The sequence below is a fragment of the Burkholderia latens genome, from assembly GCF_902499045.1.
Lineage (GTDB): Bacteria > Pseudomonadota > Gammaproteobacteria > Burkholderiales > Burkholderiaceae > Burkholderia > Burkholderia latens.
Genome location: NZ_CABVPL010000011.1, coordinates 38,510 through 51,710, shown reverse-complemented (window position 1 = coordinate 51,710; position 13,201 = coordinate 38,510). Strand labels below are relative to the sequence as shown.

Annotated in this window: 14 protein-coding genes and 1 pseudogene; 2 read left to right on the top strand and 13 right to left on the bottom strand. The window is 65.7% G+C overall.

Going from position 1 to position 13,201, the window contains the following annotated elements; translation table 11 throughout:
* Window positions 1-285 precede the first annotated feature (285 nt).
* Window positions 286-1,413, top strand: coding sequence for a lytic transglycosylase domain-containing protein (locus BSE24067_RS10770; RefSeq protein WP_151063328.1), 1,128 nt, complete (start codon window positions 286-288; stop codon window positions 1,411-1,413).
* A 115-nt stretch (window positions 1,414-1,528) separates the two neighbouring features.
* On the opposite strand, the gene BSE24067_RS10765 is transcribed toward BSE24067_RS10770, so the two are convergent.
* The 9 genes from BSE24067_RS10765 to BSE24067_RS10725 all read right to left on the bottom strand — a co-directional run bounded on the left by BSE24067_RS10765 (window position 1,529) and on the right by BSE24067_RS10725 (window position 9,544).
* Complete coding sequence (locus BSE24067_RS10765) at window positions 1,529-2,725, bottom strand: pyridoxal phosphate-dependent aminotransferase (protein ID WP_151063329.1); 1,197 nt, start codon at window positions 2,723-2,725, stop codon at window positions 1,529-1,531.
* Window positions 2,726-2,795: 70 nt separating this feature from the next.
* A complete protein-coding gene (nusB, locus tag BSE24067_RS10760; RefSeq protein WP_060338596.1) occupies window positions 2,796-3,233 on the bottom strand; it encodes a transcription antitermination factor NusB in 438 nt (145 codons plus the stop codon).
* A complete protein-coding gene (gene ribH, locus BSE24067_RS10755) occupies window positions 3,230-3,745 on the bottom strand; it encodes a 6,7-dimethyl-8-ribityllumazine synthase (RefSeq protein ID WP_040143614.1) in 516 nt (171 codons plus the stop codon). Before ribH ends, nusB begins: the two co-directional genes overlap by 4 nt.
* Before the next feature lie 53 nt (window positions 3,746-3,798).
* Window positions 3,799-4,941 carry a bifunctional 3,4-dihydroxy-2-butanone-4-phosphate synthase/GTP cyclohydrolase II gene (gene ribBA, locus BSE24067_RS10750; protein ID WP_151063330.1) on the bottom strand — a complete coding sequence of 381 codons (1,143 nt, stop codon included), beginning with the start codon at window positions 4,939-4,941 and terminating at the stop codon, window positions 3,799-3,801.
* Window positions 4,942-5,120: 179 nt separating this feature from the next.
* The gene (locus BSE24067_RS10745) at window positions 5,121-5,639 is read right to left on the bottom strand and encodes a DUF1993 domain-containing protein (RefSeq protein ID WP_151063331.1); all 519 of its coding nucleotides are present in this window, start codon (window positions 5,637-5,639) and stop codon (window positions 5,121-5,123) included.
* Between the two features lie 200 nt (window positions 5,640-5,839).
* On the bottom strand, window positions 5,840-6,469 hold the full coding sequence (locus BSE24067_RS10740) for a riboflavin synthase (protein WP_151063332.1): 630 nt from the start codon (window positions 6,467-6,469) through the stop codon (window positions 5,840-5,842).
* Window positions 6,470-6,483: 14 nt separating this feature from the next.
* Window positions 6,484-7,605, bottom strand: coding sequence for a bifunctional diaminohydroxyphosphoribosylaminopyrimidine deaminase/5-amino-6-(5-phosphoribosylamino)uracil reductase RibD (gene ribD, locus BSE24067_RS10735; protein WP_151063333.1), 1,122 nt, complete (start codon window positions 7,603-7,605; stop codon window positions 6,484-6,486).
* Between the two features lie 15 nt (window positions 7,606-7,620).
* Complete coding sequence (hemL, locus tag BSE24067_RS10730; protein ID WP_151063334.1) at window positions 7,621-8,904, bottom strand: glutamate-1-semialdehyde 2,1-aminomutase; 1,284 nt, start codon at window positions 8,902-8,904, stop codon at window positions 7,621-7,623.
* Between the two features lie 187 nt (window positions 8,905-9,091).
* The gene (locus tag BSE24067_RS10725; protein ID WP_151063335.1) at window positions 9,092-9,544 is read right to left on the bottom strand and encodes a hypothetical protein; all 453 of its coding nucleotides are present in this window, start codon (window positions 9,542-9,544) and stop codon (window positions 9,092-9,094) included.
* Window positions 9,545-9,798: 254 nt separating this feature from the next.
* On the opposite strand from BSE24067_RS10725, the gene BSE24067_RS10720 reads away from it, so the two are divergent.
* Window positions 9,799-11,016: a Bcr/CflA family multidrug efflux MFS transporter gene (locus BSE24067_RS10720; RefSeq protein ID WP_151063336.1), complete on the top strand. Its 1,218-nt coding sequence runs from the start codon at window positions 9,799-9,801 to the stop codon at window positions 11,014-11,016.
* Window positions 11,017-11,108: 92 nt separating this feature from the next.
* Here the strand turns inward: BSE24067_RS10720 and BSE24067_RS10715 are convergent, their stop codons facing one another.
* The 4 genes and pseudogenes from BSE24067_RS10715 to BSE24067_RS10705 all read right to left on the bottom strand — a co-directional run bounded on the left by BSE24067_RS10715 (window position 11,109) and on the right by BSE24067_RS10705 (window position 12,413).
* The gene (locus BSE24067_RS10715) at window positions 11,109-11,507 is read right to left on the bottom strand and encodes a type VI secretion system amidase immunity protein Tai4 (protein WP_151063337.1); all 399 of its coding nucleotides are present in this window, start codon (window positions 11,505-11,507) and stop codon (window positions 11,109-11,111) included.
* A gap of 102 nt (window positions 11,508-11,609) precedes the next feature.
* Window positions 11,610-11,966: a DUF1493 family protein gene (locus BSE24067_RS10710; protein ID WP_151063338.1), complete on the bottom strand. Its 357-nt coding sequence runs from the start codon at window positions 11,964-11,966 to the stop codon at window positions 11,610-11,612.
* A pseudogene (locus BSE24067_RS33115) lies at window positions 11,966-12,067 on the bottom strand (STM2901 family protein); the annotation flags it as partial. The gene BSE24067_RS10710 and the pseudogene BSE24067_RS33115, both read right to left, overlap by 1 nt.
* Before the next feature lie 4 nt (window positions 12,068-12,071).
* Window positions 12,072-12,413 carry a hypothetical protein gene (locus tag BSE24067_RS10705; RefSeq protein WP_151063339.1) on the bottom strand — a complete coding sequence of 114 codons (342 nt, stop codon included), beginning with the start codon at window positions 12,411-12,413 and terminating at the stop codon, window positions 12,072-12,074.
* Window positions 12,414-13,201: the final 788 nt, after the last annotated feature.

Below are 13,201 nucleotides of genomic sequence, written 5' to 3'. Positions count from 1 at the left end.
CCGTCCGCCGAAACCTGCACGGCGTATTCGACGGCCTTTGTCGTAGTCCCAGCCAGCGCCACCAGACGCTGGTTTTTTGCGTGGGTGCCACCGCGTATGCCCGCCTCGCCCAACGTGCGAAGGCGCCGGCCTTCTTACACCGTGGCCCTGAACGGTACTTATACCGTTTCCCCGATGCTTGCGCGCCCCAACCAAGGCGTGCGGCGTCGTGATTCCGCGGCGCGTTTTTGTCTCGCCACCGAGCTGAGCGAGCCGCACGAGTCATGTTCATGGGAGATGATCTGAATGAACGCTTGGTTATCGTGGCGTCCCAGTGAGCAGCATGCGCAGTTCGTGCGCGACATGCTGCGTCGCGGGACGCGTGTCAGTCACCATCTATTCAGCGTCGTCGGCTGTTTCGCTGTCGCGGTCGCGCTTGCCCTGTGGCTGCTGCCGACCGTGCGCGGGAGCCTCGCCGCGAAGCTGATGCCGGTCGTATCCGCGGCCGTGCAGGCCGGTCCGGCCCGTCTGCTGACCGGTCATCCGCTGCCGAACTTCGCGCCGGCCGGCGCGCAGCCGCAGCAGGAAGACGCCCCCGAAACCGATGCGCTCGCCGTCGGCCTCGACGTCGCACCGGAGGCCGCCGCACAGAACGACGCGTCCGATCCGGCCCGCAACGGCCCGTCGCCGGTCGCGCTCGCGAAGCTGATCCCGACCCAGCGCGTTCCGGCCGAAGCGCGCGACGATCGCGCGCTCGCGTCGAACCGCGAACAGGCGCTCGTCGCCACCTACCTGTCGCGCCGTTACCGGGTCGCGCAGGAGCCGGTCGGCCAACTGGTCAAGGCTGCGTTCCAGACCGGTCACGACGTCGGCCTTGATCCGCTGTTGCTGCTGTCGGTGATGGCGATCGAATCGGGCTTCAACCCGTACGCCGAAAGCGGCGTCGGCGCGCAGGGCCTGATGCAGGTCATGTCGAAGGTCCATTCCGACAAGTTCGAGTATTTCGGCGGGACCGACACCGCTCTGCAACCGCTCGCGAACCTGCAGGTCGGTGCACTGGTGCTGAAGGACTGCATCGCCCGCGGCGGCTCGCTCGCGAACGGCCTGCGGCTGTACAACGGCTCGACGAACCCGGACGACAACGCGTACGGGTCGAAGGTGATGGCCGAGCGCAGCCGCCTGCGCGACGTCGCGCACGGCCGCAGCGTGCCGATCAACGCGCCGCAGGCACCGGCCCAGCCGTCGAAGCCGATCGTCACCGCGGCCGTGACGGCAGCGGCAGGCGGCGCGAAGCGCGTGCACGCGACGCTCGACGGCGCCCAGCCGATCACCGCGAAGGCCGCTGCCGCGCCGAAGGGCGCGCCGCAGCAGGACGATGCGAGCGTCGATACCACGAAGCAGGCACACGGCGATCGTTCGGAGCTGGGCGCGTAATACCCGGCCAGCTCTCGCGCCACGGAAATGAAAAAGCACCCGATCCGGGTGCTTTTTTTTCGCGTGCGTGCGCTGTGATGGCCGATCCGCTGGCGCGGACCGGCGGCAGTCGGCGTCAGTGCTGCCCGAACAGCTTCGCGAGCCGATCGACGGCCTCTTCGAGACGTGAGTAGGCGGTCGCATAGGACAGCCGGATATAGTCATGCGGCGCATGGACACCGAAATCCATGCCCGGCACCAGCACGACGCCGGCGTCGTGCAGCATCGCCTGCGTGAGCGCCGCGCTGTCGCCGGCGGCCGGATGCGCGACGCCGCAGCAGTTCGCATACACGTAGAACGCGCCGTCCGGCATCACGGGCACCGTGAAGCCGAGCCGCTCGAGCGCCGGCGCGATGAAGTCGCGGCGGCGCTTGAATTCGACGCGGCGGGCTTCGTAGATGTCGAGCGCGGCCGGCTCGAAGCATGCGAGCGCCGCATGCTGCGCGAGCGCGGACGGGCAGATGAACAGGTTCTGCGACAGCTTTTCGAACGTGCCGACCAGCGCGGGCGGCACGACGAGCCAGCCGAGCCGCCAGCCGGTCATGCTGAAGTACTTGGAGAAGCTGTTAACGGTGACGACGTCGTCGCCGTACGACAGCGCCGACACGGGCGCCGCGTCGTAGCTGAGCCCCTGGTAGATCTCGTCGACGATCGTGAAGCCGCCGCGTGCGCGCACGGCCTCGACGATCCGCTTCAGCTCGCCCGGCTCGAGCGACGTGCCGGTCGGGTTCGACGGCGACGCGAGCAGCACGCCGCGCGTGCGGCTGCCCCAGCGCGTGCGGACGTCGTCGGCAGTGAGCTGGAAACGCGCTTGCGGGCCGCTCGGCACGAGCACCGGGCGGCCTTCGGCCGCCGCGACGAAGTGCCGGTTGCACGGATACGACGGGTCGGGCATCAGCACCTCGTCGTCACGGCCGACGAGCGCCAGACAGGCGAGCAGCAGCGCGGCCGATGCGCCGGCGGTCACGACGATCCGCTCGGGGCTGATCGTGAGGCCGTACGCGCGCGCATAGTGCGCGGCAATCGCTTCGCGCAGCGGTGCGATGCCGAGCGCGCTCGTGTACTGCGTGACGCCGCGGCGCAACGCGGCCGCAGCCGCTTCGACAACGGGCTCGGGCGCCGTGAAGTCCGGTTCGCCGATGCCCATGTGGATAACATCGCGCCCGGAGGACTCGAGCCGCTGTGCCTCCTTCATCAGTTCCATCACGTAGAAGGGCTGGATCGCGTCGACGCGTGCAGCGAGCGTGACGAGCGAATCGGCGGTGGTATTCATCGGTCGGGCGGGGCGGGAGTGGCGAGGGAGAACGAAAAACGGGCGCTTGCGCGCCCGTCCAGCTACGGCATCAGCCGTTGCGGCGCGCCTGCGTTTCGGCAGGGCGCAGCTTCGCGGCGAGCTTGTCGAGCACGCCGTTGACGTACTTGTAGCCATCGGAGCCGCCGAACGTCTTCGCGAGTTCGACAGCTTCGTTGATGATCACGCGATACGGCGTTTCGACATGGTGCGTGAGCTCGAACGTCGCGATCAGCAGCACCGCGCGCTCGACCGGCGACAGCTGGTCGATCGGACGGTCGAGCGACGGCGTGAGGGCTTCGACGAGCGTCGCATGCTCGCGAATCACGCCGTGCAGGATCGCATCGAGCAGTTCCTTGTCGGCCTTGTCGTAACCGAGCGCGCCGCGCAGCTGCGCGTCGATCTCGCCGGGCGCCGCGTTCGACAGCAGCCACTGATACAGGCCCTGCGTCGCCAGCTCGCGCGATTGTCGGCGGGCGCTCTTCTTCATGCGCGCTCCTCTTCGTCGTCTTCGTCTTCTTCTTCGTCCTCGTCGTCGCCGAGCTGGTCGAGCGCCATCGTCAGGTTGGCCATCTCGACCGCGACGCGTGCGGCGTCACGACCCTTCTCGGTCATGCGCGCGACGGCCTGCTCGTCGTTTTCGGTCGTCAGCACCGCGTTCGCGATCGGCAGGTTGAAGTCGAGGCCGATGCGGGTGATGCCCGCACCGCTCTCGTTCGACACGAGTTCGAAGTGGTACGTCTCGCCGCGGATCACTGCGCCGAGCGCGATCAGTGCGTCGAACTGGCCGCTTTCCGCGAGCTTTTGCAGCGCGAGCGGAATTTCCAGCGCGCCGGGCACCGACACGAGCAGCACGTCTTCACCGGAGACGCCGAGGCGCTCGAGTTCTTCGACGCAGGCATCGGCGAGGCCGTTGCAGACGGGTTCGTTGAAGCGGGATTGCACGATGCCGATACGCAGGCCGTCGCCTTCGAGATTCGGTTGGTATTGTCCGATTTCCATGATCTTGTCCGTGGTGTGGATGAACGGTTATAGGGCGAAAGCGCCGTGGCGGGTTACGCGCTCGGCGCCGGGCAGGACTTGGCTTCGCCGCCGGGCATCGGGATGAAGCCCGTGACTTCGAGGCCGTAGCCGGACATGCTGCCCAGCTTGCGCGGATTCGACAGCACCTGCATCTTGCCGACGCCGACATCGCGCAGGATCTGCGCGCCGATGCCGAACGTCTTGAAATCGACCGGCCGGCGCTTCAGCGCAGCGGCCCTTTCTTCCTCGTCGAACGCCTTGAAGACGTCGATCAGATGTTCCTTCGTGTCGCCGCAGTTGAGCAGCACGATCACGCCGAGGTCGCGTTCCGCGATGTCGCGCATCGCGGCGTCGAGCGTCCACGAGTGCGTCGAGATGCCCGTCTCGAGCAGGTCGAGCACCGACAGCGGCTCGTGCACGCGCACCGGCGTATCGACGTCGGGCGACGGCGTGCCGCGCACCAGCGCGATGTGCGGCGAGCCGCTCGGCTGGTCGCGGTACAGCACCGCGCGGAACGTGCCGTGCGCGGTCTGCATCGTGCGCTCGGCGATGCGCTCGATGATCGATTCGGTGCGGCTGCGGTACTGGATCAGGTCGGCGATCGTGCCGATCTTCAGCCCGTGCTCCTTCGCGAATTCGAGCAGGTCGGGCAGGCGCGCCATCGTGCCGTCGTCCTTGATGACTTCGCAGATCACCGCGGCCGGCGTGAGGCCCGCGAGCGCGGTGAAATCGCAGCCGGCCTCGGTGTGGCCGGCGCGCACGAGCACGCCGCCCGGCTGCGCCATGATCGGAAACACGTGGCCGGGCTGCACGATGTGCTCGGGGCGGACGTCGTGCGCGACCGCCGTGGCGATCGTGTGCGCGCGATCGGCGGCCGAGATGCCGGTCGTCACGCCTTCGGCCGCTTCGATGCTGACCGTGAACGCGGTGCCGTACTGCGTGCCGTTGCGGTAGGTCATCAGCGGCAGGTGCAGCTGCTTGCAGCGCTCCTGCGTCAACGTCAGACAAATCAGGCCACGGCCGTACTTGGCCATGAAGTTGATCGCTTCCGGCGTGACGAATTCGGCGGCGATCACGAGGTCGCCTTCGTTTTCGCGATCTTCTTCGTCGACCAGGATCACCATCCGGCCGGCTTTCAACTCCGCGATGATGTCGAGCGTGGAGGCGAGCGTCATAAAGGGGCGAGAAAGAGGAAAGTGCGTATTTTACGCCAGTCGGACGGCGTTTCCGCCGGCAGGGGGCGCCCGCGTCCGGCGGGCGCGCCGGAAAGCGGTGCGGCGGGACCGTATGGCGAGCCGGCCCGGAGCGCCGCGGCGCCCGGAAGGCCGCGCGGCGCCCACGGCTCGGCCGTGCGTCAGCCTTGCTCGTTGCGGCCGCCGAGGTAGTCCAGCTTGCCGAGTTCGACGCCGCTGTGGCGCAGGATGTCGTACGCGGTCGTCACGTGGAAGAAGAAGTTGGGCAGCACGAAATTCAGCAGGTACGACTGCCCGGTGAACTCGATCGGACCGACGCGCATCTTCAGCACGACCTGGCGCGCTTCGCTGCCGTCGATCTGTGCGGCGTCGAAGCTCTTCAGATAGTCGATCGTTTTCTGGATACGCGCATGCAGTTCGTCGAACGTCTGCTCGACGTCGGGATAGCTCGGGATGTCGACGCCGGCGAGGCGCGCGGCGCAGCCCTTGGCCGTGTCGGTCGCGATGTAGACCTGACGGACGAGCGGCAGCATGTCCGGATAGAGGCGTGCGCCGATGAACACCGACGGGTCGATCTGCTTCTCGGCCGCGTGCGCCTGCGCCTTGCCGAGGATGTGCTGCAGGTTGGTGAGGCCGCGGATCAGGACAGGCAGCGAAGCCTGGTACATCGAGATGGACATGGGAACGACTCCTGGTGAAAAAGGGGCAGCCGGTATCCGTCGCGCCGTGCGTGGCGGCGCCAGATCCGCTGCCGTTGCATCTTAGCGCGCCGCGATGGGCCGTGCGCGTCGTTGGCCGTTCGGCCAGGTGCCGGGCCGCTCCGGCGGCCGCCATTCCCTGTCCGGTGATTTCAGGGATTCCAGCGGCAAAACCGCCGCCATCAGTCCTGATGCACGCCCTGCGATGCCGACAGCATCCGCTCCACATACCGCGCGATCATGTCGACTTCGAGATTGACGTTGTCGCCGGCCTTCAGGTGCCGCAGCGTCGTGACCTCGACCGTATGCGGAATCAGGTTGATCGAGAATTCGCAGCCGTCCGCGCGATCGTCGATGGTGTTGACGGTCAGGCTCACGCCGTTGACCGTGATCGAGCCCTTGTACGCGAGATAGCGGCCGAGCTCGCGCGGCGCGACGATTCGCAGCTCGTGCGACTCGCCGACCGGCGCAAACCGCGTGACGGTGCCGAGACCGTCGACGTGGCCCGACACGATGTGCCCGCCGAGCCGGTCGTGCGCGCGCAGCGCCTTCTCGAGGTTCACTTCGCCCGGCTGCGCGAGGCCGACCGTGCGGTTCAGGCTTTCGCGCGACACGTCGACGTCGAAGCCCGCGCCGGTCTTCTCGATGACCGTCATGCACGCGCCCTGGATCGCGATGCTGTCGCCGAGCGCGACATCGGCGAGGTCGAGGCCGCCCGCGTGCACGGTCAGCCGCACGCCCGCGTCGGGCGACGCGCCGAGCGGGGTGATCGATTCGATGCGGCCGACGGCCGCGACAATTCCGGTAAACATCGTGACGGCTCCGTTCAGTGGGACGCGGGGGGCGGCGCGACACGCGCGAGGATCCGCAGATCGTCGCCGATCCGCTCGACGCTGTGGAACGCGAGCCGCGTGCGCGCGTCGAGGCTCGCCGGCGCGGCGAGGTCGAACATGCCGGCTGCGTCGCTGCCGAGCAGGCTCGGTGCGAGATAGACGAGCAGTTCGTCGACGCAATGCTCGCGCAGCAGCGAGCCGTTGAGCTTGTGGCCGGCCTCGACGTGCAACTCGTTCACGCCGCGCGCGCCGAGCTCCGCCAGCATCGCCGGCAGGTCGACCTTGCCCTGCGCATTCGCGAGCGGCACGATTTCCGCGCCGCGCGACTTCAGGACATTCGCGCGTATATCGCCGGCCGCATCGAGCCGGCCGCAGAAGATCAACAGCGGCGCGCCTTCGAGCAGCCGCGCATCGAGCGGCAGGTCGAGACGGCTGTCGATCAGCACGCGCTGCGGCTGGCGCGGCGTGTCGATGCCGCGCACGGTCAGCAGCGGGTTGTCCTCGCGAACGGTGCCGATCCCGGTCAGGATCGCGCACGCGCGCGCGCGCCACGCGTGGCCGTCGAGACGCGCGGCCTCGCCGGTGATCCACTGGCTTTCGCCGGACGGCAGCGCGGTGCGCGCGTCGAGCGACGCGGCCGTCTTCATCCGCACCCACGGGCGGCCGCGCGTCATTCGCGACACGAAACCGATGTTCAGCTCGCCCGCCTCGTTCGCGAGCAGCCCGCAGCGCACGTCGATGCCCGCGTCACGCAGCATCCCGAGGCCGCGCCCGGACACCTGCGGATTCGGATCTTCCATCGCCGCGACGACCTTCGCGACGCGTGCGTCGATCAGCGCGTTCGCGCACGGCGGCGTGCGGCCGAAGTGGCTGCACGGCTCGAGCGTCACGTACACGGTGGAGCCGGCGACGTCATGGCCGCGCGCACGCGCGTCCTTCAGCGCCTGCACTTCCGCGTGATCCAGGCCGGCCGGCTGCGTGAAGCCTTCGCCGATCACGCTGCCGTGCTTGACGATCACGCAGCCGACGCGCGGGTTCGGCGCGGTCGTGTACATGCCGCGCGCCGCGAGCGTGAGCGCGCGTTGCATGTGGGCGAAGTCGGTATCCGAGAACATGCGCGCGGACCCCGGTCAGGCGGCCAGCGCCGCGAACGCGCGCCGCGCGGCCGCGAGCGTCGCGTCGATCACCGCGTCGTCGTGCGTGCTCGACACGAAGCCGGCCTCGTACGCGGACGGCGCGAAGTACACGCCTTCGTCGAGCATCAGGTGGAAGAAGCGGTTGAAGCGCTCGACGTCGCTCTTCGTGACGTCCGCGAAGCTCGTCGGCACGCGCTCGGCGAAATACAGGCCGAACATCGCGCCGATCGAGTCGGCCACGAACGGCACGCCGGCCGCGCGTGCTTCGGCCGCGAGCCCGTCGGCGAGGCGCTTCGTCCGTGCGGTGAGCGCGTCGTAGAAGCCGGGCGCCTGGATCAGCTGCAGCGTCTTCAGGCCCGCGGCGACAGCGATCGGGTTGCCCGACAGCGTGCCGGCCTGGTACACGCCGCCGAGCGGCGCGAGGTGGGCCATGATGTCGCGGCGGCCGCCGAACGCGGCAGCCGGCATCCCGCCGCCGATCACCTTGCCGAGGCAGGTCAGGTCGGCCGCGATGCCATAGTGCGCCTGCGCGCCGCCGAGCGCGACGCGGAACCCGCACATCACCTCATCGAAGATCAGCACGGCGCCGTGCTTCGTGCACAGTGTGCGCAGCGCATTCAGGAATTCCGGCGTGCCGCGCACGAGGTTCATGTTGCCCGCGACGGGCTCGACGATCACCGCGGCGATGTCGTCGCCGAATGCGCCGAATGCTTCGTCGAGCGCCGCGACGTTGTTGTATTCGAGGACGGTCGTGTGCTTCGCGATGTCCGCGGGCACGCCGGCCGACGTCGGGTTGCCGAACGTCAGCAGGCCGGAGCCGGCCTTGACCAGCAGGCTGTCCGCGTGGCCGTGGTAGCAGCCCTCGAACTTGACGATGCGGCTGCGGCCCGTGAAGCCGCGTGCGAGGCGCAGCGCGCTCATCGTGGCCTCGGTGCCGCTCGACACCATCCGCACCTGTTCGATCGACGGCACGAGCTTGCAGATTTCCTCGGCGATCTCGATCTCCGCTTCGGTCGGCGCGCCGAACGAGAAGCCGTCTGCGAGCACGTTCTGCACGGCCGACAGCACTTCCGGATGCACGTGGCCGACGATCATCGGGCCCCACGACCCGATGTAGTCGATGTACTGCTTGCCGTCGGCATCCCAGAAGTACGGGCCCTGCGCGCGCGACACGAAGCGCGGCGTGCCGCCGACGGAACGGAACGCGCGCACCGGCGAGTTGACGCCGCCCGGAATGGTCTTCTGGGCGCGTTCGAAGAGGATCTGATTGTTGGACATGTGCGAAACCTGCGAGAGAGGGGCGCGGGGGCCTGTGCACGGGCCGCGGCGCCTGGGCGGAACGATCGTCCGATTGTACAAGAGACGCGCGCGGCGGGCCCGTGGCCGGGTCCGCGGCCTTTCGGCGCGTAGGGAAACAGGTCGGGCGGTACCCGCGAACGGCGCGCGTACGCGCGATCGCCCCCTTTTATCGCGGCGGCTTGCGCTTGCCGGTCAGCTCGGCCCAGCGCTTTTCCAGCGGACCCTCGACCATCGGCTTGATCGACGTGCCGGAGCTTTGAGCATCCCAGGTCTGCACCGAGTACGGATGCACGCGCAGCGCGCCGCGCGGGATCACGACGTCCTGATGCGCGTCGACCAGCCAGTCGTAGACGAAGTCGATGCAGAGCCGGTAGCCGCGTTTGGTCGCCGGGTCGGGGACCTCGTACGGCGCGCGCGTCACGTAGCCGGAGCCGAACACGCCTTTCGGCTCTTTCGCGACGCGGTGCAGGAACACGCGGTCGCCCGGCAGGATGCCGCGCGCGAAGCCGCAGCCCCACACGTCGTGCACGGCCTCGCCGGCCTTCACGCGCGCGGCGACGTCGGCCAGTTCGGGCCACGGCCACTTCTTGGGGCTCCAGATCAGCAGGAACGCGGTCATCGTTTCGGTCGTACGTCGGAATGGTCAGACGAGAGCGGCGGGGAGCAGCAAGCTTAATCGAATCCGCGTGCGAATTCGCAGGAGAATTCGCGTGCGAATCTCGACGCCGACCGTGCAGCCGCGTTCGAGCCGGGCGCGGCACGCGAAAAAGTTGCGCGTACAATCATGGGCCTGAACGCGCCGTTCGCGGCGCGGCCTCCCGTCTTCACCGCCACGCGCGCCCCGATGCGCGCGGGCCTCCAATCCGGATACCCATGTCCCACGTCGTCCGGCGCCGGCCCGATGCCCGGCTGATCCTGTTGCTCGGCGCGCTCGCCGCCTGCGGGCCGATCGCCACCGACATGTACCTGCCGAGCCTGCCGTCGATCGCCGCAGGCTTCTCCGTGAGCCCCGGCGCCGCGCAGCGCACGCTGACGAGCTTCATGGCCGGCTTCTCGATCGGCATGCTGCTGTACGGCCCGCTGTCAGACACGTGGGGCCGCCGTCCGGTGCTGCTCGGCGGCATCGCGCTGTTTACGGTCGCGAGCGTCGGCTGCTTCGTGGCGACCTCGATCGACATGCTGATTCTCGTGCGCTTCCTGCAGGCGCTCGGCGCGGGCGCCGCGTCGGTGCTCGCCCGCGCGATCGCGCGCGACGCGCACGAGCCGACCGACGCGGCGAAGGTGCTGTCGATGGTCGCGATCGTCACCGCGGTCGGGCCGCTGCTCGCGCCGCTGATCGGCGGCCAGATCTTGCGCTTCGCCGGCTGGCGCGGCGTGTTCGTCGTGCTCGCCGCGTTCGGCGCGCTGTGCGCGGCGACCGCGTATCTGCGCGTACCCGAGACCTGGCCGAAGGAGCGGCGCAAGAGCGCGGCCGTGCTCGCGTCGTTCGCCGCGTACGGACGCATCCTGTCCGATCCGGTCGCGTGGGGGCACATGCTGTGCGGCGGAATGGCGTTCGCGTCGATGTTCTCGTACATCACCGCGACGCCGTTCGTGTACATCGAGTATTTCCACGTATCGCCGCAGCACTACGGGCTGCTGTTCGGGCTGAACGTCGTCGGGATCATGATCGGCAACTTCACCAACACGCGGCTCGTCGGCCGTCTCGGCTCGCTGCGCATCATCTCGGCCGCGTCGCTCGTGAGCGGCATCGCGTCGCTCGCGGTGGCGCTCGTCGCGCTGACCGGGTGGGGCGGGCTGTGGTCGATCGTCGTGTGCCTGTTCTTCGTCGTCGGCGTGGTCGGGATTCTTTCGGCAAACTGCACGACGGATCTGATGCATCGCTATCCGCACAATGCAGGCGCGTCCGCGGCCGTGTTCGGCGCGATGCAGCTTGCGCTCGGCGCGCTCGCGAGCGTCGCGATCGGCGCGCTGGCGGACGGCACGCCGCTCGCGATGGGCGTGACGATCGGTGTTACCGGCGTGCTGTGTCTGGTCGGGCGTTATCTGGTGCTGCGCTGGCATGGGCGGCCGGTGCGGGCCGGGGCTTGAGCAGCGCGGCGAAACTGGCGGAGGAGGGCGGTCGACGGGTTTGAGCTTCCCCCTCTGCATCACTTTGAACGGCCTGACGGGCGATTGTCGAGTCAATAGCTGCGCTTCGGGTTGTTCACGAATCGTCGGACTTCGGTCTCGAGTTCCTGGCTGTGATACAGATCCAGGCATTTTAAAAAGTCGAATCTCACGCCCTTGATTTCGGACTCGACGACCGGATTGCAGTAGTCGCGTGCAAGAAAGCGATTGACGAGCGATTTGCTTACGTCGGGATTCCGTTCCAGATCGAAGTCGGTCCAGTCCATTAGTGCACTGGCGCTGCTTCCCGCGTCCATCGCAGCGGACGGTTCATTCCGATAAGCGGTCGCGATGCATTCAGCGAGCACCATGTCCTTGTAGTTCCGCGCGTAGGTTCGGGCGCCGGCTTGTGGCGACGACGACATATCCATGGCGTGGCTGTGTTGTGCCGCGAACATCAGGGCGCAGGACATCACACACCGGAGCAGTGAATTTTGTCTGATGGCAGACTCCAGGGGTATGCACAGATCCAACACATCGCCTAAAAGATGAACCGGTCTTGTGGCTAGGAGCAATCAGCGCGGCAGGCTTTCCAAGCGCTGATTGCTCCACGCTCCATCCAAAATAGCCTGATAGAGCATGCCTAGAGTCAGTGGCACTTTGTCATATTTTTCTCGGCGTTTTCTGGAGAAAGCCATCCGCGCCAGTTCAATCAAGCTAAAGCCCTCTCCTGAGAAGTAGCGATTGAACTCAAAATCTCCAACTTGCACTGGAAATTTATCGAAGAAGCGCTCCATAAACTCGACTGCATCGTCGCCGGTAATATCCAAATCACCCTCGACGGCGTGATCTTTTGTGAGAATTTTTTGGGGACTAACACCGGCCTCCCTTCTCACAAAATCCTCAAACTCGTTCCACGTAAACTGGCTCATCAGAACACCTTGTCCTCAGGCTTAACAAGCGCGTTATAGCGCGACACGGAACGAATGCTGATCATCGTGACATCCTTGGCAGCAATGACCCAGCCAACAAGGCCCCTAATGCGCTTGCATCCAACTTAAAAATCTCCGCCAGAGTCCTTTATGAATGTGCCGTTCTTCGAAATTTTTGTCGGCAGAAAGATGGGTGAATACAAAATTCGAAATACCTTCTATCGTGGGTGGGCAGTCTGGGTTGGTTATTATTTGCATGTTGAAGTGTCGAAATACTGCTAACAAAAATAAGGAAATGTCATCATAATATATTTTAAAGTCATCGAGTATGTTCGTGTTTTTTGACACTTCACTTCGGTCGATGAAAGCAATTTCCCTGACGAAGATGTCGATTACGATTTCAGTTATCTCTTCTTTCGAGGGCGGTGCTTGAGGCTTGGTTTCCATGTCTTGCATCATACGCGCACTTTGCTATGAGGGCTGCATCAATCACAGCCATGGCAATTGCACCCGCTCCCGAGGCTCGTCCAAGTACTCCAAATACGCGGACCGTGCCAAACGCTTTCTTGGCGAAATTTGAGATGGGACCCTGCGGCAACACTAATCTGGGGAAAAACTTAATTCCAATGTCGCTGACGATATTCGTGTACTTGCTTGAATTTCCTATTACTGGATGTCCAAGTAACGATTTTTTGATCGGGATTCCTCCTGCTCCAACCAGAATCGTTGTTCCGGTAAGGCCGTAATAATCTTTCGCACATTTCCATAGATCTGCTCCGAAGGACTCGATCGATCTTCTCGGATCGAGGGGTGTCGATGAGTATAATAATTCATAGCCGAGCTTGTTTTTGGAAGGGATGGCTATAATCCCGCTCGCGTTAGTGGGGAATCTGTTGAGTTCAAGCGAAAGCTGTGATGTATTGGGTGTAAAATTGCTGTCGGTTGACCGATTTATTTCTTTTGCTGCGGAAATTATTTAAAAATTAAGTGACATACTTTTGGGCTGAGGATCGTTGTGCTTGAGCTGGTCGGGGTAAAGGAAAAATTCCATGATGGATGCGAGGATATCCGAATTTCGAGCCCCTCTCTCCCCCTAACCAATTGACGCAATATCGTCATGGCGGCGTGTCCGTTGTCACCATTGGCGATACAGCTCGAATTGCAATGACGTGACTGTATTGCACAGTGTTAATTCGTCGATTCGCCCACTGCGGCACGCCAACGCCAAGCGGCTC

What these genes read in the sequence shown, in the direction of transcription:
- BSE24067_RS10770 (WP_151063328.1), top strand. Translation starts at nt 286, where the DNA reads ATGAACGCTTGGTTATCGTGGCGTCCCAGTGAGCAGCATGCGCAGTTC.
- BSE24067_RS10765 (WP_151063329.1), bottom strand. Translation starts at nt 2,725, where the DNA reads ATGAATACCACCGCCGATTCGCTCGTCACGCTCGCTGCACGCGTCGAC.
- nusB (WP_060338596.1), bottom strand. Translation starts at nt 3,233, where the DNA reads ATGAAGAAGAGCGCCCGCCGACAATCGCGCGAGCTGGCGACGCAGGGC.
- ribH (WP_040143614.1), bottom strand. Translation starts at nt 3,745, where the DNA reads ATGGAAATCGGACAATACCAACCGAATCTCGAAGGCGACGGCCTGCGT.
- ribBA (WP_151063330.1), bottom strand. Translation starts at nt 4,941, where the DNA reads ATGACGCTCGCCTCCACGCTCGACATCATCGCGGAGTTGAAAGCCGGC.
- BSE24067_RS10745 (WP_151063331.1), bottom strand. Translation starts at nt 5,639, where the DNA reads ATGTCCATCTCGATGTACCAGGCTTCGCTGCCTGTCCTGATCCGCGGC.
- BSE24067_RS10740 (WP_151063332.1), bottom strand. Translation starts at nt 6,469, where the DNA reads ATGTTTACCGGAATTGTCGCGGCCGTCGGCCGCATCGAATCGATCACC.
- ribD (WP_151063333.1), bottom strand. Translation starts at nt 7,605, where the DNA reads ATGTTCTCGGATACCGACTTCGCCCACATGCAACGCGCGCTCACGCTC.
- hemL (WP_151063334.1), bottom strand. Translation starts at nt 8,904, where the DNA reads ATGTCCAACAATCAGATCCTCTTCGAACGCGCCCAGAAGACCATTCCG.
- BSE24067_RS10725 (WP_151063335.1), bottom strand. Translation starts at nt 9,544, where the DNA reads ATGACCGCGTTCCTGCTGATCTGGAGCCCCAAGAAGTGGCCGTGGCCC.
- BSE24067_RS10720 (WP_151063336.1), top strand. Translation starts at nt 9,799, where the DNA reads ATGTCCCACGTCGTCCGGCGCCGGCCCGATGCCCGGCTGATCCTGTTG.
- BSE24067_RS10715 (WP_151063337.1), bottom strand. Translation starts at nt 11,507, where the DNA reads ATGTCCTGCGCCCTGATGTTCGCGGCACAACACAGCCACGCCATGGAT.
- BSE24067_RS10710 (WP_151063338.1), bottom strand. Translation starts at nt 11,966, where the DNA reads ATGAGCCAGTTTACGTGGAACGAGTTTGAGGATTTTGTGAGAAGGGAG.
- BSE24067_RS10705 (WP_151063339.1), bottom strand. Translation starts at nt 12,413, where the DNA reads ATGGAAACCAAGCCTCAAGCACCGCCCTCGAAAGAAGAGATAACTGAA.